The sequence below is a fragment of the Actinocatenispora thailandica genome, from assembly GCF_016865425.1.
GTDB lineage: Bacteria > Actinomycetota > Actinomycetes > Mycobacteriales > Micromonosporaceae > Actinocatenispora > Actinocatenispora thailandica.
Window position 1 is genome coordinate 4,668,609 of sequence record NZ_AP023355.1, and the last position, 24,058, is coordinate 4,692,666.

A 24,058-nucleotide genomic window follows, 5' to 3' on the forward strand; every position below is an offset into this window, starting at 1 on the left:
GTGGCCTCCGGAATCGGCGTCGCAACGAAGCGGAACGCACCGCCGCGTAGCACTGTCATGGCCTCACCTTGCGGGTTGGTCGGCCCCGGCCGTCACCGACCGGCACCGATGCACTCAATTCACTTGGATCTCGTCGACCGGCCGTCACTTGAGGATGTAGACCATGCTGAACAGCGCGATCCACACCACGTCGACGAAGTGCCAGTAGTACGAGACGACGATGGCCGCGGTCGCCTGCGCCGGCGTGAACTTCGCCAGCGTGGTGCGCACCATGTAGATCAGGAATGCCACCAGACCGCCGGTCACGTGCAGCGCGTGGAACCCGGTGGTCAGGAAGAACATCGACCCGTAGCCGTCGGTGTTGATCTTCAGGCCCTCGGAGTAGAGGTTGTGGTACTCGTTCAGCTGCCCGAGCACGAAGACCAGGCCCATGATGAACGTGATCGAGAACCACATCCGCAGCCGGTAGACGTTGCCGCGCTCGGCCGCGAACACACCGAACTGGCAGGTCACCGAGGACAGCACCAGGATGATGGTGTTGCCCAGTGCGTAGGGCACGTCGAGAGTCGGAGTGTGGTGCGCCCACAGCTCCGGCGCCGCGGCGCGGATCGAGAAGTACATCGCGAACAGCGCCGCGAAGAACATCAGCTCGCTGGACAGCCAGACGATCACGCCGACGCTGACCATGTTGGGCCTGGTCAGCGAGTGGATCCGGCTCGGTTCGATAGCGGGTGCCGCAGTCACGCCGGTCATTATTGCCCCCTAGCCGTCGGGCGTGACCGCCGGGTCTGCCCCCATGCCGGGCACGAGGTCTCGTCGCGCCTGTCCGTCCTGCGTACCGCCATGCCTGTCCCCGTGGGTTCGTCGCCGATACCACAACAGAGTGCACCGCACGCGCGGTGATCGCGGCCGAAACGCCGCAACGTACCGGTCCTCCCCCGGCACCGCTCGCCGCCGCGACCGCGGCGACGGGTACGATCCGTGGCGTCCGGCCAGCACTCCGGGGAGCACTGACACCATGGTCAACACCGCACCGATCGCCCGCACCGTCCTGCTCTACAGCGACGACGAGAAGGTCCGGGAGCGGATGCGGCTGGCCATCGGCCGCCGGCCCGCGGCCGACCTGTCGGTCACCTTCGTCGAGTGCGCCGACCAGCGCGACGTGCTGATGCACGTGGACGACGACGACGTCGACCTGCTGCTGCTCGACGGCGAGGCGTGGCCGGCCGGCGGGATGGGCATCGCGCACCAGGTCAAGGAGGAGTTCACCGACCCACCGGTGACCGTGGTGGTGGTCGGCCGGGACGCCGACCGATGGCTCGCGGCCTGGTCCCTCGCGGACGCCGTACTTGCCCATCCACTGGACCCGGTGACCACCGCCGACACGCTTGCCGACCTGCTGCGCCGGCAGAGCGAAGGGCGCGTCGCCACCACCCGGTGACCCCGCCACTCGGTGACAAGGAGCCCATCATGGGCGATCGGACCTGGCCGGTCCTGCTGTCCGCGCTGCTGCGCGGCGACACGCTGAGCACCGACGACACCGCCTGGGCCATGGGCGAGATCATGACCGGCAACGCCACCGGTGCGCAGATCGCCGGGTTCGCGATCGCGCTGCGTGCCAAGGGCGAGACACCGGCCGAGGTCACCGGCCTGGTCGACGTGATGCTCGAACACGCCGAGCGGGTCACGCTCGCGGCGCCCGGCCAGCTGGCCGACGCGGTCGACGTCGTCGGCACCGGCGGGGACGGCGCGCACACCGTCAACATCTCCACCATGGCGGCGATGGTCGCGGCCGGTGCCGGTGTCCCGGTGGTCAAGCACGGCAACCGGGCCGCCTCGTCCCGGTGCGGCGCCGCCGACCTGCTGGAGGAACTCGGCGTGCCGCTGGAGCTCGGGCCGGCCGAGGTGGCCCGGTGCGTCCGGGAGGCGGGCATCGGGTTCTGCTTCTCCGCCCGCTTCCACCCCGGCATGCGGCACGCCGGCCCGGTGCGCCGCGAGATCGGCGTGCCGACCTTCTTCAACTTCCTCGGCCCGCTGACCAACCCCGGGCTGCCCCGCGCCGGCGCGATCGGCTGCGCCGACCTGCGGATGGCGCCGGTGCTGGCCCGGGTCCTCGCCGGCCGCGGCTGCTCCGCGCTGGTACTCCGCGGCGAGGACGGGCTGGACGAGTTCACCACCACGGCGCCGACCCGGTTGTGGGTGGTGCACGACGGCGCGGTACGGGAGGGCACCGTCGACGCGCGCGAGCTGGGGCTGTCCCCGGCGACGCCGGCGGACCTGCGCGGCGCGGACGCGACGTACAACGCGGCGGTCGCCCGGGACGTGTTGGCCGGTACGGCCGGGCCGGCGCGGGAGGCGGTGCTGATCAACGCGGCGGCGGCGATCGCCGCCTACCGGGGCCTGGCCGGGGACGTGATCGCGGCGCTGCGGGACGGGTTGCGGGAGGCCGCCGCGGCGATCGACACCGGCGCGGCCGCGGCGACCCTGGACCGTTGGGTCCGCATCGCCCGCGGATGAGTCGCCGGGTACCGGGCGTAGCGGCCCGGCGCCGGCGCGGCGACCGGGTGTCGTCGTCGGTCACCCGAATGAGGGACAAACCGGGCCGCACCCGAAATCTCCGCGTTATCCGACCCGCCCCGCGGTGGCGTAACGACCGGTGCTCTCGCAGAATGGTGCGATGCCTACCGAACGCCACGACAAGCTGGTACGCGATCGGATCCCCGAGATCGTGACGGCTTCCGGTGCCCGTCCGGAGACGCGGGTGGCCGACCCGGTCGAGTTCCGCGCCCTGCTCCGCGCCAAGCTGGTCGAGGAGGTGCACGAGTTCCTGGAGGACGAGAACCCGGCCGAGCTGGCCGACATCATGGAGATCGTGCGCGCTCTGGCGGTCGACCTGTCCACCGACCCGGACGAGCTGGAGCGGATGCGGGAGAAGAAGGTCACCGAACGCGGTGGCTACGACGAGCGCATCGTGCTGCTCGCCGTGCACAGCTGACCACCGGGACGCCGGCATGATCTCGGTACGACCGGTTCCCCCCGACGACGCAGCGCTGACCACGCTCGGCGTGGCGGACCCGCCACCGTGGGCGCTGTGCCTGCTCGCCGAGCGGGACGGTACCGCCGTCGGCTGCTGCGTGCTGACCGGTGCGCCGCCGGGTCCGCCGGGCGTGGTGGAACTGGTCCGGATCGATACGCTGGTCGTCCTGCCCGGTGTGGCCGGTGCGGAGCGCGCCCTGCTGACCGCCGCGGAACGGTTCGCCGCCCGGCTGGGCGCGAGCGCCGTGCTGCTGGCGGAGTACCGGCCGGGCATCGAGGTGGCGGGCTACCGCCCGACGGACGACGGGTACCGCAAGCCGCTGCCGCAGCGCTGACCGAGCCACCGGTCCCGACCGACGCTCCCGGCCCGCCATCCAGACCGGCGACCGGCCGCGCGACGCGACACGCCGGGCGGCGGCACGTCCGCGGCACCGTCGTACCCGGGTGGCATGGTCGGGCTCGTGGACGAGTACCGATACTGCTCGACGTGCGACGCGGAGCGCCCGTTCGAACGGCCCGAGTGCCTGGACGGGCACGGCGCCGACTGCCCGGAGCGCTGCTGCGTGCACTGTGGCGAAGCGATCCTGGTCGATCCCCCGCTGGCCCCCGCTCGGAGCACACCGCGCCGCGTCCTGGCCGCCTGAGACCACGCACGAGAAAGGGGCCCGCCAGGACGGCGAGCCCCTTTACCCACTTCTCCCCGGCCCCGAGGGGACGTGAGCAAGGCGAGCCTGCTTCGTTCGCTGGCAAGCCGAGCCGAGGCGCCGTGTGCCGAGGCGGCACCAAGCCTCGGATCGGCGCAGTCCAGCGGGCGAATCAGGCCGCCGCAGCGCCCCCAACGGACCTACTCGTGGCCATGCACCTTGCGGGTGCCCGTGTAGTACTCGAAGACGAAACCGCAGACCGCGACGATCACCGCGATCAGCCCGGCGACCAGCAGCCAGACCTGCCAGAACACCACGCCGAGGCCGGCGATCGCGGCGGCCAGCGCCATCCCGAACGGCCAGTAGCTGCCGGGGCTGAAGAAGCCGATCTCGCCGGCCCCGTCGGCGATCTCGGCGTCGTCCCGGTCCTCGGGGCGGGGCTCCATCCGGCGGGCGATGAACGCGAAGTACGCCCCGCACATCAGCAGCAGCAGGGTGGACAGGATCAGCGCGACGACGCCGATGACCTCGACGTGCCCGTCGGCGGCGCGGGTCCAGAAGCCGTAGACGACGGCCGCGATCGCCAGGAACAGCGCGACGAGATTGAAGATGCGGGATTCGGTCTTCATCTGGAGGTTCGCCTCAGCTCGCGGTACGAGAGGTGCGGTCGGTGTTGAAGGGGTGCGTGGTCGTCGCGTACGGCGCCTGCCCGATGTCGCGCAGCGCGGCCGGCGTCGACATCCCCTTCTGCTTGTCCTGCAGGAACTTCTGGTAGTCGGTCCAGCTGACCGCGCGCATCTCGAAGTTCATCTGCGAGTGGTAGGTGCCGCACAGCTCGGCGCAGCGGCCGACGTAGGCGCCTTCCTTCTCGATCGTCACCTCGAACTTGTTCGTCGTCCCGCCCGGGAACACGTCCCGCTTGAACAGCAGCTCCGGCACCCAGAACGAGTGGATGACGTCCTGGGAGTCCTCGACGAACTGGACCTTCTTGTGCGTCGGCACCACCAGCACCGGGATGTAGCTGCTGGTCCCGGTCGTCTCGACCGGCTGACCGTTGCTGCCCTTGGCGTCCGGGTACTGGAACTGCCAGTTCCACTTGAACGCCACCACGTGCACGGTGGCGTCGGGGTGCTTGGAGGTCTTGTTGACGTACGACTCGGTGATCGCCGTGTAGTAGAACAGCACCGCGATCACGAAGAACGGCACGATCGAGTAGACCAGCTCGATCGGCAGGTTGTACCGGGTCTGCACAGGCAACTGCTCGCCACGCTTGCGGTAGCGCACCACGCACCAGAAGATCAGCCCCCACACCAGCACGCCGACGCACAGCGCGGCGATCGTGGAGCCGATCCACATGTTGTACATCTTGTGCGCCTGCGGCGTGATGCCGCCGTGCGGCCAGCCGAACGCGAAGGCGTCCTTGGCCGAGCAGCCGGCGAGCGACGTGAGCAGCGCGGCGCCGCCGAACGCGACGGCGGCGACCCGCCGGGCGGACCCGCGTCGCCGCGGGGTGGCCGCGGCCGCGGCGGGACGGGGCGCGTGGCTGGCGCGAGCGGTGTCTGTTGGACCTGCGACCACCGGCTCCTGCCTTCCTGTGCGGTTGACGATCCGCGGTCGCCTGCGAGGGGCGACTGCCGCGGAACAGGGTGCGGCGACGGCTGTCACCGACGGTCGCAGATTACTCGACCTGCCCCGGCCGCACGCCGATGGGGTGGCAAGGTCCGCCCTCGGTGGTTGGCGTCGGAACGGGACAAGCCGAGCCGTGACCGCCTGTTGCGAAGCCTTTCACACTCCGGCCGCCGGGTGGGCCGTTCGACGTGGTTCACCGGGGCACGAAACGGGTCCCCACCGGCGGTGCGGACCCGTTTCGCCGGGCGCGCCGGCTCAGCCGAGCAGCTTGGCCCGGACCTCCTTGGCGCAGACCTCGCCGTACGACTCGGCCAGCCGCGCGACGAACCGCTCCGGCTCGACCGTGTACTCCTGGGTACCGACGGTCTCCAGGACGAGGGTGGCGAGCATGCTGCCGATCTGGGCGGCGCGCTCCAGCGTCAGCCCCCAGGACAGGCCGGCGAAGAAGCCGGCGCGGAAGCCGTCGCCGACACCGGTCGGGTCGTGCGCCGCGATCTCCTTGGCGACCGGGACGTGCACCGGCTCCATGCCGCGGCCGGTGATCCGGGCACCGTTCTTGCCCAGCGTGGTGACCCGCACCTTGACCAGGTCGAGAATCTCCTCGTCGGACAGGCCGGTCTTCTGCTCCAGCAGGTTCTTCTCGTAGTCGTTGGTGAGCAGGTAGTCGGCGCCCGCGATCAGGCTGCGCGCGTCCTCGCCGGACATCCGGGCCAGTTGCTGGGACGGGTCGGCGGCGAACGGGATGCCCCGCTGCCGGCACTCGTCGGAGTGCCGCAGCATCGCCGCCGGGTCGTTCGCGCCGACCAGCACCAGGTCGAGGCCGGCGGCGCGGTCGGCGACCGGCTGCAGTTCGATGTTTCGCGCCTCGGCCATCGCCCCCGCGTAGAACGACGCGATCTGGCACATGTCCTCGTCCGTGGTGCAGACGAACCGCGCGGTGTGGGCGGTCTCCGAGACGTGCACCGAGTCGCAGTCGACGCCGTGCCGGGTCAGCCACCCGCGGTAGTCCGTGAAGTCGACGCCCACCGCCCCGACCAGCAGCGGGCTCAGACCGAGCTGGGCCATCCCGAACGCGATGTTGGCGGCCACTCCGCCGCGGCGTACCTCCAGCTCGTCCACCAGAAACGACAGCGACACCTGGTGCAGCTGGTCGGGCAGCAGCTGCTCGGCGAACCGACCCGGGAAGTGCATCAGATGGTCGGTGGCGATCGAACCAGTGACGGCGATCTTCATGGTGGAACCTTCCGGACGGACGTGGTTAACCAACAGTGCGCCGCGCCAGCGTACCGGCGTCACCCGGAATTCACCGACCACCCAGAACACAACGAGGGCCACCCTCCACACGGGTAGCCCTCGTTCATTCCGTTATGACGTCCCCCGAGGGGACGTGAGCGAGGCGAGCCTCAGGCGTTCGCTGGCAAGCCGAGGCGAAGCGCCGTGTGCGAACGCACACAAGCCTCGAATCGGCGCAGTCCAGCGGGCGCCTGAGGCCGCCGGAGGATCAGTGGAAGCTGTCGCCGCAGGCGCAGGAACCGCTCGCGTTCGGGTTGTCGATGGTGAAGCCCTGCCGGTCGATGCGGTCGGCGAAGTCGATCGTCGCGCCACTGAGGTACGGCACGCTCATCCGGTCGACCACGACCTCGACACCGCCGAAGTCCTTCACCACGTCACCGTCGAGCGAACGCTCGTCGAAGAACAGCTGGTACCGCAGGCCGGAGCAGCCGCCGGGCTGGACCGCGACCCGCAGCCGCAGGTCGTCGCGGCCTTCCTGGTCGAGCAGCGCCTTGACCTTCTCCGCCGCGACGTCGGTGAGGATGATCCCATCGGTGGACGACTCGGTGGTCTGCTGAACAGTCACGTGGTGCTCCCTGCGCCGGTTTGTGGTATCTGGTCTGCCTCATGGCGTGGAACAACGGCGCCCTAGGCATGCATTCCCATACTCGCACAGGATCGGCGACCCGCCACCGGCTCGGCGGTGACCTGCCCCGCACGGCGCCGGATCGGCAGGACGCCCGTTTTCACCCGGATCGCGCCGGCTGTCGGGTCAGCGCCACCGGCGGGCGGTGCGCGCGGCGAGTGCGGTCAGGCCGGCCGCCGGCGCGGCCATCGCCGCCTCGACGCTGCCCACCTCGTCGACCACCGAGTACGCCGCCTCGATGCCGGCCGCCGCGGCCTCCCGCCGGCCGACGTCGACCCGGCCGGCGAGCACCAGGCAGGGCACGCCCCGCTCGGCGGCCGCGGCGGCGACCATCGCCGGCAGCTTGCCGCGCAGCGACTGGAAGTCGAACGACCCCTCCCCCGTGATCACCAGGTCGCAGTCGTCGAGCGCGGCGTCCAGGTCGACCAGCGAACGCACCAGCCCGGCCCCGAGGTGCGGGTGGCGCCGAGCGCGTACAGCGCGGCGCCGAGGCCGCCGGCGGCGCCGGCCCCGGGCAGCACGGCCACGTCCGGCGGGCACCCCGGCAGGTCGGCGACCAGGACCGCGGCGTAGCGACCCAGCGCGTCGTCGAGCCGCAGCACGTCCGCCCGGTCGGCGCCCTTCTGCGGCCCGAACACCGCGGAGGCGCCGGACAGCCCGGTCAGCGGGTTGTCCACGTCGGTGGCGGCCACCAGCGCCATGCCGCGCAGCCGGGGCGTACCGGACAGCCCGGCCGCGGCCAGCAGCGCGGCCCCGCCGTACGGCAGCACCCGGCCGGCGTCGTCGACCGGCGCGGCGCCGAGCGCGGCGAGCATCCCGGCGCCACCGTCGTTCGTCGCGGAGCCGCCGAGCCCGACCACCGCGGTGCGGGCCCCGGTCTCGGCCGCGGCGGCGAGCAGCAGGCCCAGCCCGTACGAGGTGGTCCGGTTCGGGTCGCGCTCGTCGGCGGCCAGCAGGTGCAGGCCGCAGGCCTGGGCGGACTCGACGTAGGCGGTGTCACCGACCAGCAGCAGCTCGCCGTCGGTGGGCCGGCCGAGCGGGTCGGTGACGCGGACCGGGACGCGGCGGCCGGGCAGCGCAGCGGCCAGCACGTCCAGGAAGCCGGGGCCGCCGTCGGCGAGCGGCCGGACCAGCACCGTGTCGTCCGGGCCGACGCTGCGCCAGCCGGCCTCGATGGCCGCGGCCGCCTCGGGTGCGGTCAGCGTGCCGGCGAACTTGTCCGGGCAGATCAGTACTCGCATGGCGGCAGTCAACAGCATGCCCGGCGCGACCGGTACCGGCGGATCTCGACCGGGCGGGCGACGGGCCGGAACCGGCTGGGTACCACGGGCGGGTGATCGCAGCGGCAAGCCGCCGGTCCGGGGCCGGGGTTCAGCGGAGAGTAAACAGTGATGTTTGCTCCTATCCGCGGATCGTGGACCGGCCAGAACGGCTGCGCCGCGGTGTCGGGCATGGCGGACTCGACGCTCATCGGCCGGTGGGCGTCGCTTTCCGCGCAAGGCGGCGAGGGGGTCGCCGCGGCTTCGGAGGAACTGGGGGATTGATCACGCAGCAGCGACATTCCGGATGCGTTCGGTAACCGAGCGGATAGTGTCGCGATCGGCCGTCGGGGGCGGCCGCGCAGCGACCGTCGGGGGCGGTCGCGCAGCGACCGTGGTCCGCGGCGGAATCAGGGGGAGGTACGCCGTGAGCGCAGAACCGTCGGCTCGCAGCTTCGACTCTTCGTACCCGGACCCGGGCGACATGCTCGTGGTCCGCGGCGGCACGCCGCTGTGCGGCGAGATCCGGGTACGCGGCGCGAAGAACCTGGTGTCCAAGGCGATGGTGGCGGCCCTGCTCGGCAGCACACCGAGCACGTTGTACGACGTACCGGCGATCCGCGACGTCGAGGTGGTGACCGGGCTGCTGCGGCTGCACGGGGTGCGGGTCGAGCCGGCCGGCGACGGTCGGCTGGTGCTGGATCCGGCGAACGTGGGGCGGCGGACGTCGAGGAGTTGAACGTGCACGCCGGCGCGAGCCGGATCCCGATCCTGTTCTGCGGCCCGCTGCTGCACCGGCTGGGCCGGGCGTTCATCCCGGACCTGGGCGGCTGCCGGATCGGCGGCCGGCCGATCGACTTCCACCTCGACGCGCTGCGCGAGATGGGCGCGGTGGTGGACAAGACACCGGACGGCCTCGCGATCACCGCACCGGACGGGCTGCACGGCACCACGCTGCGGCTGCCGTACCCGAGCGTCGGCGCGACCGAGCAGGTGCTGCTGACCGCGGTACTGGCCGACGGCATCACCGAGCTGCACAACGCCGCCGTCGAGCCGGAGATCACCGACCTGATCGCGCTGCTGCAGAAGATGGGCGCGCTGATCACCGTGCACACCGACCGGCTGCTGCGGATCGAGGGGGTACCGGCCCTGCGCGGGTACTCGCACCGGCCGCTGCCGGACCGGCTGGAGGCGGCGAGCTGGGCCTGCGCGGCGCTGGCCACCCGCGGCGACGTGCTGGTCCGCGGTGCCCGGCAGGCCGACCTGATGACGTTCCTCAACGTCTACCGGGCGGTCGGCGGCGAGTTCGAGGTGGACGACGACCCGCTCGACGGCGGGATCCGGTTCTGGCATCCGGGCGGCGATCTGGGCGCGGTGGCGCTGGAAACCGACGTGCACCCGGGCTTCATGACCGACTGGCAGCAGCCGCTGGTGGTGGCGCTGACCCAGGCCCGCGGCCTGTCGATCGTGCACGAGACCGTGTACGAGAACCGGCTCGGCTTCACCGACGCGCTGGTCACCATGGGCGCCACGATCCAGGTGTACTCGGCGTGCCTGGGCGCCACCCCGTGCAGGTTCGGGCACGGCGGCTACCGGCACTCGGCGGTGGTCTCCGGCCCGAGCAAGCTGCAGGGCAACGACCTGGTGATCCCGGACCTGCGCGGCGGGTTCAGCCACTTCATCGCCGCGCTGGCCGCGGAGGGCAGCTCCCGGGTGTTCGGCGTGCACCTGATCGACCGGGGTTACGAGGACTTCGGCGCGAAGCTCGCCGCGCTAGGCGCCACCGTGGACGGCCCGGCGTACGAGCGGGCCGGGTTGCGGCTGGCCGGCGGCCCCGTCGAGGCGGCCCGCTGACCGGTCACGACGGGTAGCCGGGCGGGCCGGTGGAACCGGGCTGGTGATTCCGGCTACCCTTCGTGCGTGCCCTCCCTGTTCAAGCGGCGCGCCGACGCCGCCGCGACCGAGACCGTCGACACCGAGCCCGACGAGGCCACCGAGGCCGACGAGGCGGTGAACCGACCCCGGTCGTACACGGAGAAGAAGGGCAAGGCGACCCCGAAGCGCAGCGAGGCGCAGAAGCGGGCGAAGGAGCCGCCACCGGCGGATCGCAAGGAGGCGGCCCGCCGGTTGCGGGACCGGCAGCGGTCCGAGCGGGCCGAGGCCCGGCAGAAGATGGCCGAGGGCGACGAGCGTTACCTGCCGACCCGGGACCGCGGGCCGGAGAAGGCGCTGGCCCGCAAGGTCGTCGATTCGCGCCGCAACATCGGCAGCTACTTCCTGATCGCGGCGCTGGTGATCCTGATCGGCACCTCGCAGAGCATGCCGGCGGGCATCCGGACCGTCGCTCAGGTGCTGTGGTTCGCGCTGGCGTTCCTGTTCATCCTCGACTCGGTGCTGCTGTGCCGGAAGGTGCGCAAGACCCTGAAGGCGAAGATGCCAAAGGCCACGGTGCGCTGGGGCAGCATGTACATGTACGTCGTGATGCGCTCGATCACGTTCCGCAAGCTGCGGCTACCGTCCCCCCAGGTCAAGATCGGCGACCCGATCTGATGCCGGTCACCGTCCGGGTGGTCGATCCCGTCGAGTGGTCGACCGATTCGGTGCGGCTGACCCGGTACGCGTTCCAGCCGAGCCCGGCCGAGCTGGACACCGAGCGGGAGCTGGTCCGGGCGAAGACCTACGCGCGGTTCAGCCGCACCCACGTGCTGTACGAGGACGGCGCGGCGCGCGCCACCGCGATGGTGTGGCGGATGCGCCAGCACGTGCGCGGCCGGCTGCTGCCGATGGGCGGCATCGGTGGCGTGGCCACCGACCCGGCGGCCCGGCGTGGCGGCCGGGCCCGCACGCTGCTGACCGCGGTGCTGGCCGACATGCGCGACCAGGGCCAGGTGGTCAGCACGCTGTACCCGTTCCGGCCGTCGTTCTACGAGCGGTTCGGCTACGCCGGACTGGCGCAGGAGCGCCGGGTGCGGATCGCGCCGGCCGCGCTGCTGCCGCTGCTGCGCCTGGACCTGCCGGGCGAGGTGACCCTGCACCGGCAGACCGAGGTCGCCGGCGAGATCCAGCGGTTCGAGACCGAGCTGGCCGCCCGCGTACCGGGCATGGCGGTGTACGACGATCCGGACGGCGAGCTGCTCGCCACCCAGACGCCGGAGTGGGCGGCGGTCGCCCGGCTGGACGGCCGGGTGACCGGCTACCTGCGGTACACCATCACCGAGCACGGCGCGGATCTCGACGCGCACCGGTTCCTCTACCGCGACCCGGTCACCAGGTCGCTGCTGCTGGCCTGGGTGGCGCGGCACACCGACCAGGTGGCCAGCGCGGTGCTGCCGCTGCCACCCGGCGAGACCCCGGAGACCTGGACCGCGGACGCCGACCTGACCGTCGAGACGAAGGTCGCGCCGATGACCGACGCGGCGCCGATGGCCCGCATCCTGTCGGTCGCGGGACTCGCGGGCATCGACGCCGGTCCGGGCGAGCTGACCGTCCGGGTGGACGACCCGCTGATCGGCGGGGTGTACTCGCTGTCCGGCGGCGGCACACTCACCGTCACGCCCGGCGGAACCCCCACCGCCGAGTTGACCGGGCACGGCCTCGCCGCGCTGGTCTACGGCGCGCTGGATCCGGCCGAGCTGGCGCTGCGCGGGTACGGCTCCGTCGACGAGCCGGCCGCCGCCACGCTGCGCTCGCTGTTCCCGGCCACCACCAGCCACCTGGTCGCCCACTTCTGACCGCCCGGCGATACACCGGCCGGTACCATCCGCCTGCGGCGCGGGCGCTCGCGCCGCGATCGTCACAGCGGGACCGGCCAGGTGTGCGGGCCTGCCGGCCTCGGGGACCGTTTTCGTACGTGGACCGCGCCATGAGGCGGCACCGCGGGCGAGGGCGGGTTGACCGAACCCGGCCTCGCCGCGCTCGCCTACTGTCGCTGGACCCGACCGCAGACCCGGCATCAAGGCGCTACTCAACCCTGCCGGTACGCGGTGGCGCGGTGTCGAATGGTCTGCACGATGACTGCGTGCTTCGGCTCGTCGATGCGGTACAGAACCCGCCAAACGGTGCCGACCCGAGCGCTGTGTAAACCCGCCAAGGCGCCGCGCAACGGCCTACCCACCCGGTAGGGCTCACGAGCCAAGGGGCCGGTGATGAACTCAGCCGCGGCTGCCGCCACGTCGGGGGGAAGCAGTTCGGACAAGGCGCGCCGGGCGGGTCGGGCGAGGCCGACTTCGTAGGGGTCGGCGCCACTCACCTCGTGCGCTCGGCGATCAGCGCGCGGACGGCGTCGGTTCCGTACAGGATGTCGCCGGCCTGCTCGGACTCACGGGCGTCGGCCAGGTCGCGGAGGGTTGCCGGGTCGGCGAGGACCTCGTTGGTCTCTCGCGCAGACAGGTATTCCTCGATCGCGACGACCACTTGCTGCTGCACGCTGCGGTGGTCGTGTTTGGCGAGTCTCTTGAGTTGATCTTCTATGTCCGGAGGTAGACGCAACGTCATAGCCATACAACGATGATACCACTCTGGTTCGAATTCTCGTCGTTACGGTTCCGCCCGCTGCCGCTTCATCATGACATTCAGTGTCCGATTAGGGCCTTTGCGGAGATTCCCCACACCCAGCCGGACTGGTGGCACCATTCGGAGTCGGGCGCAGGCCGGCGAGCAGGACGGTGAGCATGCGGTCCGCGGCGGCGGCGCGGTCCGGCAGGTTCTCGGTGATCAGGGCGATACCGTGCACCATCCGGTGTACGTCCGCGGCGGTCAGCTCGGGCCGCACCGCGCCCGCCGTACGGGCGCGTTCGACCAGCGCCCGGCCGGTGTCGTGCATCGGCTCGCAGGCCTGTGCGAGCGCCGACTCGTCGTCCCCGGTGGAGGCGAGGATCGCGGCCGCGAGCCCCGGTAGGTACCGAGGTGGCCGAGCAGCAGGCGCAGCCAGCGGTCCAGCGCGCCGGCCGGGTCCGGGTCGGCCACCAGGTCGTCGCCCTGTCGCCGCAGTTCCTCGGCCCAGTCCGCGAGCACCGCGCCGAGCAGCGCGTCCCGGTTCGGGAAGTGCCGGTACAGCGTGCCGGGGCCGACGTGGGCGCGCCGGGCGATGTCGTCCAGGCTCACCTCCGCGCCGCGTTCGGTGATCGCCTCCCGGGCGACCGCGAGCAGCCGCTCGTAGTTGCGACGCGCGTCGGCGCGCATCGGCCGTGCCGCGGTGGCCATTCGTCTCCTCTACCGGGTTGCCAACCGGAGACCATCTCCGTATTCTACCCCTCAGAGCTAAACGGAGACTGTCTCCAATTCGTCTTGCCGTGCCGTGCCGTTTGCACGCTCGCGTGCCGTGCTGCCCGCACACGCTCGCGTGCCGTGCTGCCCGCACACGCTCGCGTGACGTGCTGCCTGCACACGCTCGCGTGACGTGCTGCCCGCACACGCTCGCGTGCCGTGCCATCTTCGCGCAGGAAACCGGAGTCCACCAATGACCACAACCGTCCCGCGTACCACCGGAACCGGGCGACGACCATACGCCGGGCTGGCGCTGATGGTGATCATCACCTGCCAGCTGATGCTGATGCTCGACTCGACCGTGGTGACCGTGGCGCTGCCGCAGATCCGTACCGCCCTGCACTTCTCCCCCGCGTCGATCGCCTGGGTGATGGACGCGTACTCGCTCGCGTTCGGCGGGCTGCTGCTGCTCGGCGGGCGGATCGGCGACCTGTACGGCCGGCGCCGGCTGTTCGTCGCCGGCATAGCGCTGTTCACGCTCGCCTCGCTGGTCGGTGGGCTGTCGGCGAACGCCGGGATGCTGCTCGCCGCCCGGGTCGTGCAGGGTGTCGCCGCCGCGCTGGCCGCACCGAGCGCGCTGGCGCTTATCGTGACGAACTTCGACGGGCCGGCCCGGGTGCGCGCGATCGCGCTCTACTCCTCGGTCGCCGGCGCCGGCGGCTCGGTGGGGTTGCTGCTCGGCGGGATGCTGACCGCCTGGGTCTCCTGGCGCTGGGTTCTGTTCATCAACGTACCGATCGGGATCGCCCTGGTCGTGCTCGCGCCGCTGGTGGTCACGGAGGCGCCCCGGCACCGGCACCGGCTGGACCTGGCCGGCGCGGTGACCGCGACGATCGGCGTCGGCGCCCTCGCGTACGGGTTCCTGCACGCCGCGACGGCCGGCTGGGACGCGCCGGCGACCCTCGGCGCGTTCGCGGTGGCGGTGCCGGTACTGGTCGCGTTCGTGCTGGTCGAGTGGCGGATCGGGGAGCCGCTGCTGCCGCTGTCCCTGTTCGCCGACCGCAACCGCACCGGCGGGTACGTCAACATGCTGGTGCTGCCGTCGGCGATGTTCGGGGTGTTCTTCTTCGTCAGCCAGTACCTCGGCCTGGTAGCGCACTACGATGCGCTGCGCACCGGCCTGGCGTTCCTGCCGCTGACCGTCCTGGCGTTCGCCGCGGCGCGGCTCGCTCCCCGGCTCATCCAGCGGTACGGGGCGAAGCCGCTGATGGTGGTCGGTGCCCTGCTGCTCGGTTCGGGAGTCGGGTGGCTGACCCGACTGGACGCCGGTGACGGGTACTGGACCGCGCTGTTCGGGCCGATGGTGCTGCTCGGGCTCGGCGTCGGATGCAGCTTCGTACCCGCCTCGGCGACGATCCTGCGATCCGTACCGCAGGGGGACTCCGGTGCCGCGTCCGGGACGCTGCAGATGTTGCAGCAGATCGGCGGCGCCCTCGGGCTCGCCGCGCTCGTCACCGCGTACGGGGCGGTCGCCGGCACCGGCACCACCGGGCTCGCGCACGGTGCCAGCGCCGCGTTCGCCCTCGGTACCGCCCTCGTCGCCGCCGCCTTGCTCAACATCCTCTTCGTGATCCGCCACCGGCACCCCACCACCGCCTGACCCCGCTGCGCTCGACGGCCGCCGGGTGAGTCCGCCGGTCAGGCGTCGACCGGGGCCTGGTCGTAGAGGTGGCAATTGGTCCAGTGCGCGTCGGCGACCTGCGCCCGGGTCGGTACGGTCGTCGAGCAGGTCGGCATCGCCACCGGGCAGCGCGGGTGGAACCGGCAGCCGGACGGCGGGCTGATCAGGCTCGGCGGCTCGCCGTGGTCGGTGGTCTCGTCGGCCGGCTCGTCGACCCGGTCCGGGTCGGGCGCCGCGGACAGCAGCAGCCGGGTGTACGGGTGCGCCGGGTCGTCGGTGACCTTCCCGGCCGGCCCCTGCTCGATCAGCTGCCCGGCGTACATCACCAGGATGTCGTCGGCGAAGTAGCGTGCGCTGGCGATGTCGTGGGTGATGTAGAGCAGCGCCAGGTTCTCCTCCCGGGCGAGCTGCTCCAGCAGCCGCAGCACGCCGAGCCGGATCGACACGTCCAGCATCGACACCGGCTCGTCGGCGATCAGCGCGACCGGGCGTACCGCGAGGGCGCGCGCGATCGCCACCCGCTGCCGCTGCCCGCCGGACAGCTCGTGCGGCAGCTTGTGCATGAACTGGTCGACGGGGGTCAGGCTGACCCGCTCCAGCAGCGCCGCGACCTGCTCGTCGACCTCGGCGGCGGTACGGGCATGGCCGTGCAGTTTCAGCGGCCGGGCCAGGTGGTAGTGCACCTTGTGGAACGGGTTGAGCGAGGCGAACGGGTCCTGGAACACCATCTGAACCTGTCGCCGGTAGTCCCGGCTGCGGCCCACCGGCTTGCCGTGCAGCAGGATCCGGCCCGCGGTCGGCGGGTAGATCTGCGCGAGCAGCCGGGCCACCGTGGACTTGCCGCAGCCGGACTCGCCGACCATCGCGGTGATCCGGCCGGCGGTCAGCGACAGGCTGACGTCCTCGACCGCCCGCACCGGCGGCCGGCGCCGGCCGAGCCGGCCACCGCGCGAGGCGGTGAAGTGCTTGGTGACGTTCTCGGCGGTCAACACCTCGTCACCGGCAACGCGTTCGGTCATCGACCGCTCCCCCCGTTCAGCTCGGCCGGTACCGGTGCGCCGTAGGACGCCGGATCGTGCGCCAGGCAGGCCGCGGACTGGCCGGCGTGGACGTCGAGCAGCGCCGGAGTCAGCTCGGCGCAGGCGTCGACGGCGAACCGGCAGCGCGGATGGAACGGGCACCCCGGCGGCAGGTCACGCAGGTCCGGTGGGGTGCCCGGGATGCCCAGCAGCTCCTCCCGCGGCCCGCGCAGCTTCGGGAACGAGTGCAGCAGCCCGTGTGTGTACGGGTGGCTCGGCGCGTCGTGCACGTCGCGGGCGGCGCCCACCTCGACCAGCTGCCCGGCGTACATCACGGCGATCCGGTCGGCCATCGACAGCAGCAGCGACAGGTCGTGGGTGATGAACACGACGGCGAACCCGTACTCCCGGCGCAGCGCCGAGATCTCCCGCAGGATGTCCCGCTGTACCACCACGTCCAGCGCGGTGGTCGGCTCATCCATGATGATGATCTCGGGGTTGAGCGCCAGCGCGATCGCGATCGCGGCGCGCTGCCGCATCCCGCCGGACAGCTCGTGCGGGTAGCTCTTCACCCGGTCGGCCGAGATGCCGACCCGGCGCAGCAGCTCCGCCGAGCGCTGCTCGCGGTCCGAGGCGGACAGCGTCCGGTCGTGTGCCCGCAGCGTGTCGTCGATCTGCGCGCCCACCGTGGCCACCGGGTTCAGCGAGTTCATCGCCGACTGGAACACCACCGACAGCTCGCGCCAGCGGAACCTGCGCAGCGTCCTGGCGTCCATCCGCAGCACGTCCACCGGGTCGGCACCGCCGGCCGGGTGGTACAGCACCTCGCCACCGGTCACCACCGCCGGTGGCCGCAGCAGCCGGGCCACCGCGTTGGCCAGCGTCGACTTGCCGGAACCGGACTCGCCGGCGAGTCCCAGGATCTCGCCCCGGCGCAGTTCCAGCGTCACGTCGTCGACCGCGTGTACCGGCGAGGTGCCGGTCAGGTAGTCGACCGACAGGCCGCGCATCGACAGCACCGGCTCGGCCGGTACCAGCGTGGACTCCGCTCCGTTGCGCAACGGCTCCGTCATGACGCCACCTCCGCGCGGCGGGCGCGGCGGGCGCGCCGGGGCAGGACGGTACGCAGTCGCGGGTTGGCGATCTCGTCGATACCGAAGTTGAGCAAACCCAGCCCGGCGCCGATCAGCGCGATGCACAGGCCCGGCGGGATGAACCACCACCACGCGCCGACCAGCAGCGCCTGGTTGTTCTGCGCGAAGTACAGCATGGTGCCCCAGCTGACCGTGGACAGGTTGGCCAGCCCCAGGAACGACAGGCCGGCCTCGGCGAGGATCGCGGCCAGCACGGTGGCCAGGAAGCTCGTCGCGATGACCGGGAACTCCACCGGCAGGATCTCGGCGAACACGATCCGCCAGGGGCGCTCGCCGCCGGCCTTCGCCGCCTGCACGTAGTCCCGGCCGCGCAACGTGAGGGTCTGCGCCCGCAGCACCCGGGCGCCCCAGGCCCAGCCGGTCACCGCGATCACCGCGGCCACCGACGTCACCCCGCGGCTGGGCAGGTAGCCGGCGAGCACGATCACCAGCGGCAGCGCCGGCAGGACCAGGAAGATGTTGGTGATCAGCGACAGCACCTCGTCGACGACACCGCCGACGTACCCGCCGACCAGGCCGACCACGATGGACAGCGCGGTGGCGATCACCGCGGACAGCACGCCGACGCCCATCGAGATGCGCGCGCCGTACACCACCTGGGCGAGCACGTCCTGGCCGCTCTGGGTGGTACCCAGCCAGTGCGCGGCGGACGGGCCGGCGAGCCCCACGCCGCTGGTCTTCGTCGGGTCGGCGCCGACCAGCAGCGGCCCGAACACCGCGAGCACGACGAAGAACGCGAGGATCAGCAGCCCCGCGACGATCTTCGGGGAACGCAGGATGCCGGCCATCACGCCTCCTGCCGGGTACGCGGATCGAGCGCCACGTAGGCGATGTCGGCGAGCAGGTTCGCCGCCAGTACGGCCAGCGAGATGATCAGGAAGATGCCCTGCATCAACGGGAAGTCCTCGTTCTCCACGGCCTTGAGCAGCACCGAGCCGACCCCCGGGTAGGAGAAGACGATCTCGGTGAGTACCGAACCGCCCACCACGAACCCCAGCGACAGGCTGAAGCTGGTGATGTTCGGCAGGATCGCGTTGCGCGCCGCGTACCGCCACATCACCCGCCGGCTGGTCAACCCCTTGGCCTCGGCCATCGTCACGTAGTCCTCGCCGAGGGTGGTGACCATGACGTTGCGCATGCCCATCACCCGGTCGGCGATCGACGCCACCACGATCGTGATCGCCGGCAGGATCGCGTGGTACAGCACGCTGCCGACGAACGCACCGTTGAACCCGGTCGTGACGTCCAGCGAGTAGGCACCCGACACCGGCAGCCAGGACAGCGACACCCCGAACACCATGACCAGCGCCAGCGCCACCCAGAAGTACGGCACCGCCTGCAGGAACGTGGTCGTCGGCAGGATCGAGTCGAGCCAGGTACCGCGACGCCAGGCGGCGACGACCCCGAGCGAGGTACCGATCAGGTAGCTGATCACGGTGGCGATGCCGACCAGCCCGATCGTCCACGGCAGCGCACCGCCGATCACCGACGAGACGTGGGTCGGATAGAACGTGATCGACCGCCCCAGCTCGCCGTGCAGCAGGTTGCCGAGGTAGTCCCAGTACTGGGACCAGATGGAGCCGCCGGTCAGCCCGAACGACTTCTTCATCGACTCGATCGCGTCCGGGTCGATCTGGCCGTTCATCCGGGCGACCATCAGGTCGACCGGGTCCCCCGGCATCAGCCGGGGGATCAGGAAGTTGATCGTGATGGCGGCCCAGGCCGTGATCAGGTAGAACCCGAGCCGCCGCAGCAGGTAGCGCAACCGTGCCTCACTTGACGGGCTTGAGGTGCAGCAGCACCTGTGCCATGTCCGGCGAGGTCGCCGGCGACGGCATCGCGTACGGGTTCTGCTCGCTCGGCCAGCCGGTGTACTTCGTCGTCCGGTACAGCGACCAGGACGGGCTGCCGAACAGCGGGATCACCGGCAGCTGCTCGATCATCACGGTCGCCAGGCCCTGCACCGCCGCCTGCTGCTTCGCCTCGTCGTTGGTCCCCTCGTACGCGGCGAGCAGCTCGTCGGTGTGCTTGTCCTTCCAGCGGCCGTAGTTGCCGGTGGCCTGCTGCCCGATCGGCTTGGTCAGCGCGCTGGCGAGCATCACCCGGTAGAGATAGAACGGGGTCGGGCCGGCCACCGCGCCGCGCAGCGTCACGTCGAAGTCGCCCTTGCCGACCTTCGCCACCCAGTCCTGGATGGCCACACCGCGCACCGTCATGTCGATGCCGACCTTGGCCAGGTCCTCCTTCATCAGCTGCGCCGCGTTGACGAAGTCGGTGTAGGGCGACGGCACCAGCAGCTCGAACTTCAGCTTCTTGCTGCCGTACCCGGCCTTGGACAGCAGTTGCCTGGCCTTGGCCGTGTCGACGGTGAACTTCGCGTCCTGGTACTTCGCCGGTACCCAGTCGGCGTCGGCCGGCATCGGCAGCCCGGACGGGTGGGCCGGCTCGACGTAGCCGCGCTCGGCGGACTTGACGATCCGGTCCCGGTCGACCGCGAGGCTGACCGCCTGGCGTACCTCCAGTGAGTCGAACGGCGCCTTGGCGGTGTTGACCATCAGCGCGTTCAGGCCCTCGGAGGGGAAGTAGTGCTTGTTGTGCTCCGGGTCGTTCCGCTCGTAGATCTTCTTCAGGTCCGGTACGAACGCGCTGGCCCAGTCGATCTCACCGGTCTGCAGGCCGGTCTGCACCGCGTTGGCGGTGTAGGCCGGGAACTTGACCAGCGGCACCGCCGGCTTGCCCTTCCAGTACTTCGGGTTCGCCTTGACCTGGTAGACCTGCGAGGAGAACGAGCTGAGCGTGAACGGGCCGGTGCCGACCGGGTTCGGGTTGGTGAAGGTGTCGAGCTTCTTGCCGGACAGTAGGTGCTTGGGCACGATGCCGATCTGGCCGGCGAGGTTCCACAGCTTGGTGAACGAGGTGGACGGGAAGGTGAACACCACCTCGTCGCCGTCGGCCTTGACCCCGGACAGCTCGACGCCGCCCCGGTTCAGCGCCGGTGTGTCGATCATCGACTGGTAGGTGAACACCACGTCGTCGACGGTCAGCGGCTTGCCGTCGCTCCACTTGACGTCCTTGCGGATCGTCATCCGCAGCGTCTTGCCGTCCTCGCTCCAGGAGTACTTGGTGGCGAGCCACGGCGTGATGTCGTTGGGCTTGAGCTTGTTGAAGAACAGCAGCGGCTCGTAGAACAGCCCGATGGTGCCGGTGTTCTGGGTCACCGCGTACGGGTTGAAGTTGCGCTGCCAGGAGCCGGTGTCGTTGACGTGCACGACCAGCGGTTTGCCCGTACCGGAGCCGGTCGCGTCGTCGCCGCCGCAGCCGGCCAGCGTGGCGGCGAGCCCGACACCGGCCGCCGCACCGAACAGCGTCCGGCGCGACAGCCGCACCTGCGTCGCCGCGTCGCGGATCGTCGCGTCTGCACTCATCGTCGTTCCTCCCGGCGGAACCTTCTCCGCAACGATGTACCCACACACTTCCGCAGGCCGGCGGACGGGCATGCACACCCACACGACCTCTTGGCCGGAAAGTTTCTTACATCAACCGCAGTTAGTCAATGATTAACGAACCTTGCCGCGTGTGTTGGTCCACCTGGCGGGACCGGAACCCCAGCGAGGAACCGGGACCGGGCGAGATCCCGGCACCCGCCCGCTACGAGCGAGTCGGCTCCGGCGCCGCGTACAGCCGGGACACCACGTCCTCGATGTCCGGCTCCAACACCGACACGTCGCGCAACGCACCGCCCGCAGCGAGACTCGCGATCAGCTCCCCCGCGGTCGCCGTGTGCAGTGCGAACGTCACTCGGTGTGCGTCCGCCTCGACCGCCTCGATGCTGGTACCGGCCGGGGCCGCGGCACCGTCCCACGGCGCGTCGAGCTCGGCCACCACCCGCCGGCGCGACTCGTACCGGGCGTGCAGCTCACCGAGCGTGCCGTCGTGCACCACCCGGCCGTGATCGATCACCACCAGCCGGCGGCACAGCCGTTCGATGTCGGCCAGGTCGTGCGTGGTCAGCATCAGCGTGGTGTCACCGGCGGCGCCCAGCTCGGCCAGGAACGCCCGCACCGACTGCTTGCTCACCACGTCCAGCCCGATCGTCGGCTCGTCCAGGAACAGGATCCGCGGTGCGTGCAGCAGCGCCGCGGTGATCTCGCCGCGCATCCGCTGCCCCAGCGAGAGCTGCCGGACCGGGGTGTCCAGGAACTCGTCCAGCTCCAGCAGCCGGCGGCAGCGCGCCAGCCGGGCAGAGTGCTCGGCCGCCGGCACCCGGTACACGTGCCGCAGCAGCCGGAACGACTCGGCCAGCGGCAGGTCCCACCACAGCTGCGAGCGCTGGCCGAACACCACGCCGATCCGCAGCGCCAGCCGGGTGCGCGCCGCCACCGGCCGCAGGCCGCACACCCGTACCTCGCCGGCGGACGGGCTCAGCACGCCGGTGAGCATCTTCAGTGTGGTCGACTTGCCGGCGCCGTTCGGGCCGATGTAGCCGACCATCTCCCCCGCCTCGATGGACAGGTCGACGCCGTGCACCGCAGCGGTGACCCGCCGCTCCCGGCGCAACCGGCCGACCTTGCGCCGCACCACGAACTCCTTGCGCAGCCCGCGCGTCTCGATCAGTGCCACCCTCGCTCCCTTCCCGTTCGTGCGTGATGATCGTTGTGCCGCACCGGATCCGTCACGATCCGGTGGACCGGTAGTGGCGCACCCCGACCCGCCAGACCAGCGCCGCGGCGAGCACCGCCGGTACCGCGACCAGCGGCGAGCACCAGGCCAGCGCGGCCGGCGCGCCGAGCGGATCGGGCACCCCGAGCAGCGCCAGCGCCGGGTAGTAGGCGACGAACGCGAAACCCAACCCGTACGCGAAGACCTTCCGGAACCAGCCCGGGTACAGCGAGATCGGGTACAGCGTGAAGTCCCGGCCGCCGTAGGTGAACGCGTTCGCGAACTCGCCGGACTCGACGAACCAGAACGCCACCGTGGAACCGGCGACGAACACCGACGCGAAGATCACCGCGCCGGCCAGCGGCGCCGCCAGCACCAGTACCACCCGGCCAACCGTCCACTGTGGATCGATCCAGGCCAGCGTCGCGGCCAGCACCAGGCCGCTCTGCAACACCCGGCCCAGCCGCCGCGGCGCGAAGTCGCCGAACACCAGCTGCGGCAGCACCCCCATCGGGCGCAGCAGGATCGAGTCCAGCCGGCCGGTCCGGATGTACTGCCGCATCGTGTCGATGTTGCCCACCACCGCGTCCGCGAGCGAGAACGCCACGTTGCACAGCGACGCGATCAGCAGGCACTGCGCCACCGAGAACCCGCCCAACGCCGGGGTGGCCCGGAACAGCACCAGCACCGCGACGATGTCCAGCAGCGACACCACCGAGGAGGACACCGCGTCCAGCCAGAACGAGAACCGGTACTGGGTCTGCGCCCGCACCTGCGCCGCCAGCAGCGCGCGGTAGGCGCTCACCCGTCCGCGGTCAGCCACCCTGCACCACCAGGCGGCGCTCGGCCCGCCGCTGCACCAGCACCGACAGCGCCAGCACCGCGGCGGCCCAACCCAGCTGTACCGCGACGATCGACAGCTGGTGCGCCGCCGTGCCGCGCTCCACCAGCACGTCCACCGGTGCCTGCAGGATCGACGGGAACGGCGTGCCGTACCACAGGATCGGCTGCAACCAGCCGGGCAGGAACGCCAGCGGGAAGTACAGCCCGGTCAGCACGTTCGCGCACAGCAGCCAGGCGACCAGCACCCCGCGGATGTCCAGCAGCCAGAACGAGGTGAGGTTGACCAGGTAGCGCACCCCGAACGAGACCACCGTCGCGGCGAACACGCTGACGAGCGCCAGCGGGTAGGTCGCGAGGCGGTGCGGGACGTACAGCTGGAACGCCAGCGCGCCGACCACCAGCGGTGCCGCGAACCGGGTGCACATCGCGAAGCCGGCCCGGCCCAGGTCGGCGGTCAGGTAGGTCAGCACCGGGTGGATCGGCCGCAGCAGGTCGGACTGCACGTCACCGGTGCGGACCCGGTCGGCCAGCTCGGTCCAGCCCCACAGCTGCACCACCGCGAGCAGCCCCTGCCCGACCCACACGTACGTGACCAGCTGCGGGCCGCGGTAGCCGGCCGCGACGCCGCCCGCCCCACCGGCCACCGCGAGCATCACCGAGCAGCGCAGGAAGCCGAAGATCGTGTTCGTGAACGCGCCGGCCAGCATGGCCTGCCGGTAGGTCGCCCAGCGCCGGAAACCCGCGCCGGCCAGCGCGAGCGAGGTACGGAACGTCCCTGGCCGCGGCCAGGGCACATCGATGCCCATTCGCCCCTCCGTCATCGGAATCGACGCGTCTGCGCGCGGACGCCGACGGCAGGGTTACCGGGGGCAGGCTCGTCGCGGATCGCATCGCGGATTGAGGAGCCCGCTCTTGGCTTCGTGGCGCCGAACGCTGCGCGACGCAGCTTCGCCGGCCGGCCACACCCCGGGCAAGCCCGGAGAGCCTACCCGCTCCCGGACCGCGCGTACA

The 24,058-nt window shown here is 71.5% G+C and carries 23 protein-coding genes and 3 pseudogenes; 9 read left to right on the top strand and 17 right to left on the bottom strand.

Annotated elements, in window-relative coordinates; all coding sequences use genetic code 11:
* Positions 1-144: 144 nt before the first annotated feature.
* Positions 145-744, bottom strand: a complete 600-nt coding sequence (gene ctaE, locus Athai_RS20760) for an aa3-type cytochrome oxidase subunit III (RefSeq protein WP_239157060.1) — start codon at positions 742-744, stop codon at positions 145-147.
* A gap of 274 nt (positions 745-1,018) precedes the next feature.
* Here ctaE and Athai_RS20765 point away from each other — a divergent pair, with 274 nt between their 5' ends.
* The 5 genes from Athai_RS20765 (at position 1,019) to Athai_RS20785 (ending at position 3,680) form a co-directional block, all read left to right on the top strand.
* Entirely contained in the window at positions 1,019-1,441 is a 423-nt protein-coding gene (locus Athai_RS20765) for a hypothetical protein (RefSeq protein ID WP_203963046.1), read from the top strand.
* Positions 1,442-1,470: 29 nt separating this feature from the next.
* Complete coding sequence (gene trpD, locus Athai_RS20770; RefSeq protein WP_203963047.1) at positions 1,471-2,517, top strand: anthranilate phosphoribosyltransferase; 1,047 nt, start codon at positions 1,471-1,473, stop codon at positions 2,515-2,517.
* 160 nt (positions 2,518-2,677) lie between these two features.
* On the top strand, positions 2,678-2,995 hold the full coding sequence (locus tag Athai_RS20775; RefSeq protein ID WP_203963048.1) for a nucleoside triphosphate pyrophosphohydrolase: 318 nt from the start codon (positions 2,678-2,680) through the stop codon (positions 2,993-2,995).
* Between the two features lie 16 nt (positions 2,996-3,011).
* A complete protein-coding gene (locus tag Athai_RS20780) occupies positions 3,012-3,371 on the top strand; it encodes a GNAT family N-acetyltransferase (protein ID WP_203963049.1) in 360 nt (119 codons plus the stop codon).
* Positions 3,372-3,497: 126 nt separating this feature from the next.
* Complete coding sequence (locus tag Athai_RS20785) at positions 3,498-3,680, top strand: hypothetical protein (RefSeq protein WP_203963050.1); 183 nt, start codon at positions 3,498-3,500, stop codon at positions 3,678-3,680.
* 200 nt (positions 3,681-3,880) lie between these two features.
* Here Athai_RS20785 and Athai_RS20790 read toward each other — a convergent pair whose 3' ends face one another.
* The 5 genes and pseudogenes from Athai_RS20790 to Athai_RS20810 form a co-directional block, all read right to left on the bottom strand.
* Positions 3,881-4,309, bottom strand: coding sequence for a cytochrome c oxidase subunit 4 (locus Athai_RS20790; RefSeq protein ID WP_203963051.1), 429 nt, complete (start codon positions 4,307-4,309; stop codon positions 3,881-3,883).
* Between the two features lie 13 nt (positions 4,310-4,322).
* Entirely contained in the window at positions 4,323-5,258 is a 936-nt protein-coding gene (ctaC, locus tag Athai_RS20795; protein WP_203963052.1) for an aa3-type cytochrome oxidase subunit II, read from the bottom strand.
* A 306-nt stretch (positions 5,259-5,564) separates the two neighbouring features.
* A complete protein-coding gene (locus Athai_RS20800; RefSeq protein WP_203963053.1) occupies positions 5,565-6,542 on the bottom strand; it encodes a carbohydrate kinase family protein in 978 nt (325 codons plus the stop codon).
* 268 nt (positions 6,543-6,810) lie between these two features.
* Complete coding sequence (gene erpA / locus Athai_RS20805; protein WP_203963054.1) at positions 6,811-7,167, bottom strand: iron-sulfur cluster insertion protein ErpA; 357 nt, start codon at positions 7,165-7,167, stop codon at positions 6,811-6,813.
* Positions 7,168-7,353: 186 nt separating this feature from the next.
* Positions 7,354-8,468: pseudogene (locus Athai_RS20810) on the bottom strand (glycerate kinase family protein).
* A gap of 502 nt (positions 8,469-8,970) precedes the next feature.
* On the opposite strand from Athai_RS20810, the pseudogene murA reads away from it, so the two are divergent.
* The 3 genes and pseudogenes from murA (at position 8,971) to Athai_RS20825 (ending at position 12,217) form a co-directional block, all read left to right on the top strand.
* Positions 8,971-10,340, top strand: a pseudogene (murA, locus tag Athai_RS20815) (UDP-N-acetylglucosamine 1-carboxyvinyltransferase).
* Positions 10,341-10,406: 66 nt separating this feature from the next.
* Entirely contained in the window at positions 10,407-11,036 is a 630-nt protein-coding gene (locus tag Athai_RS20820) for a DUF3043 domain-containing protein (RefSeq protein WP_203963055.1), read from the top strand.
* The gene (locus Athai_RS20825) at positions 11,036-12,217 is read left to right on the top strand and encodes a GNAT family N-acetyltransferase (RefSeq protein WP_203963056.1); all 1,182 of its coding nucleotides are present in this window, start codon (positions 11,036-11,038) and stop codon (positions 12,215-12,217) included. Before Athai_RS20820 ends, Athai_RS20825 begins: the two co-directional genes overlap by 1 nt.
* Positions 12,218-12,731: 514 nt before the next feature.
* On the opposite strand, the gene Athai_RS20830 is transcribed toward Athai_RS20825, so the two are convergent.
* The 3 genes and pseudogenes from Athai_RS20830 to Athai_RS35340 all read right to left on the bottom strand — a co-directional run.
* A complete protein-coding gene (locus tag Athai_RS20830) occupies positions 12,732-12,986 on the bottom strand; it encodes a ribbon-helix-helix domain-containing protein (RefSeq protein WP_203963057.1) in 255 nt (84 codons plus the stop codon).
* Between the two features lie 82 nt (positions 12,987-13,068).
* Entirely contained in the window at positions 13,069-13,488 is a 420-nt protein-coding gene (locus tag Athai_RS35335; protein WP_420829836.1) for an SbtR family transcriptional regulator, read from the bottom strand.
* Positions 13,489-13,508: 20 nt separating this feature from the next.
* Positions 13,509-13,688, bottom strand: a pseudogene (locus tag Athai_RS35340) (helix-turn-helix domain-containing protein); the annotation flags it as partial.
* A gap of 256 nt (positions 13,689-13,944) precedes the next feature.
* On the opposite strand from Athai_RS35340, the gene Athai_RS20840 reads away from it, so the two are divergent.
* Positions 13,945-15,351, top strand: a complete 1,407-nt coding sequence (locus Athai_RS20840) for an MFS transporter (RefSeq protein ID WP_203963058.1) — start codon at positions 13,945-13,947, stop codon at positions 15,349-15,351.
* 38 nt (positions 15,352-15,389) lie between these two features.
* Here Athai_RS20840 and Athai_RS20845 read toward each other — a convergent pair whose 3' ends face one another.
* The 8 genes from Athai_RS20845 to Athai_RS20880 all read right to left on the bottom strand — a co-directional run bounded on the left by Athai_RS20845 (position 15,390) and on the right by Athai_RS20880 (position 23,853).
* A complete protein-coding gene (locus Athai_RS20845) occupies positions 15,390-16,391 on the bottom strand; it encodes an ABC transporter ATP-binding protein (RefSeq protein WP_203963059.1) in 1,002 nt (333 codons plus the stop codon).
* Positions 16,388-17,464 carry an ABC transporter ATP-binding protein gene (locus Athai_RS20850; RefSeq protein WP_203963060.1) on the bottom strand — a complete coding sequence of 359 codons (1,077 nt, stop codon included), beginning with the start codon at positions 17,462-17,464 and terminating at the stop codon, positions 16,388-16,390. The genes Athai_RS20845 and Athai_RS20850 overlap by 4 nt, the downstream gene beginning before the upstream one ends.
* On the bottom strand, positions 17,461-18,333 hold the full coding sequence (locus Athai_RS20855) for an ABC transporter permease (protein ID WP_203963061.1): 873 nt from the start codon (positions 18,331-18,333) through the stop codon (positions 17,461-17,463). The genes Athai_RS20850 and Athai_RS20855 overlap by 4 nt, the downstream gene beginning before the upstream one ends.
* The gene (locus Athai_RS20860; protein ID WP_203963062.1) at positions 18,333-19,310 is read right to left on the bottom strand and encodes an ABC transporter permease; all 978 of its coding nucleotides are present in this window, start codon (positions 19,308-19,310) and stop codon (positions 18,333-18,335) included. Before Athai_RS20860 ends, Athai_RS20855 begins: the two co-directional genes overlap by 1 nt.
* Before the next feature lie 7 nt (positions 19,311-19,317).
* A complete protein-coding gene (locus tag Athai_RS20865) occupies positions 19,318-20,970 on the bottom strand; it encodes an ABC transporter substrate-binding protein (protein WP_203963063.1) in 1,653 nt (550 codons plus the stop codon).
* Positions 20,971-21,193: 223 nt separating this feature from the next.
* Entirely contained in the window at positions 21,194-22,165 is a 972-nt protein-coding gene (locus Athai_RS20870; RefSeq protein ID WP_203963064.1) for an ABC transporter ATP-binding protein, read from the bottom strand.
* Positions 22,166-22,217: 52 nt separating this feature from the next.
* Positions 22,218-23,027 carry an ABC transporter permease gene (locus Athai_RS20875; RefSeq protein ID WP_239157062.1) on the bottom strand — a complete coding sequence of 270 codons (810 nt, stop codon included), beginning with the start codon at positions 23,025-23,027 and terminating at the stop codon, positions 22,218-22,220.
* On the bottom strand, positions 23,020-23,853 hold the full coding sequence (locus Athai_RS20880) for an ABC transporter permease (protein WP_239157063.1): 834 nt from the start codon (positions 23,851-23,853) through the stop codon (positions 23,020-23,022). The genes Athai_RS20875 and Athai_RS20880 overlap by 8 nt, the downstream gene beginning before the upstream one ends.
* Positions 23,854-24,058: the final 205 nt, after the last annotated feature.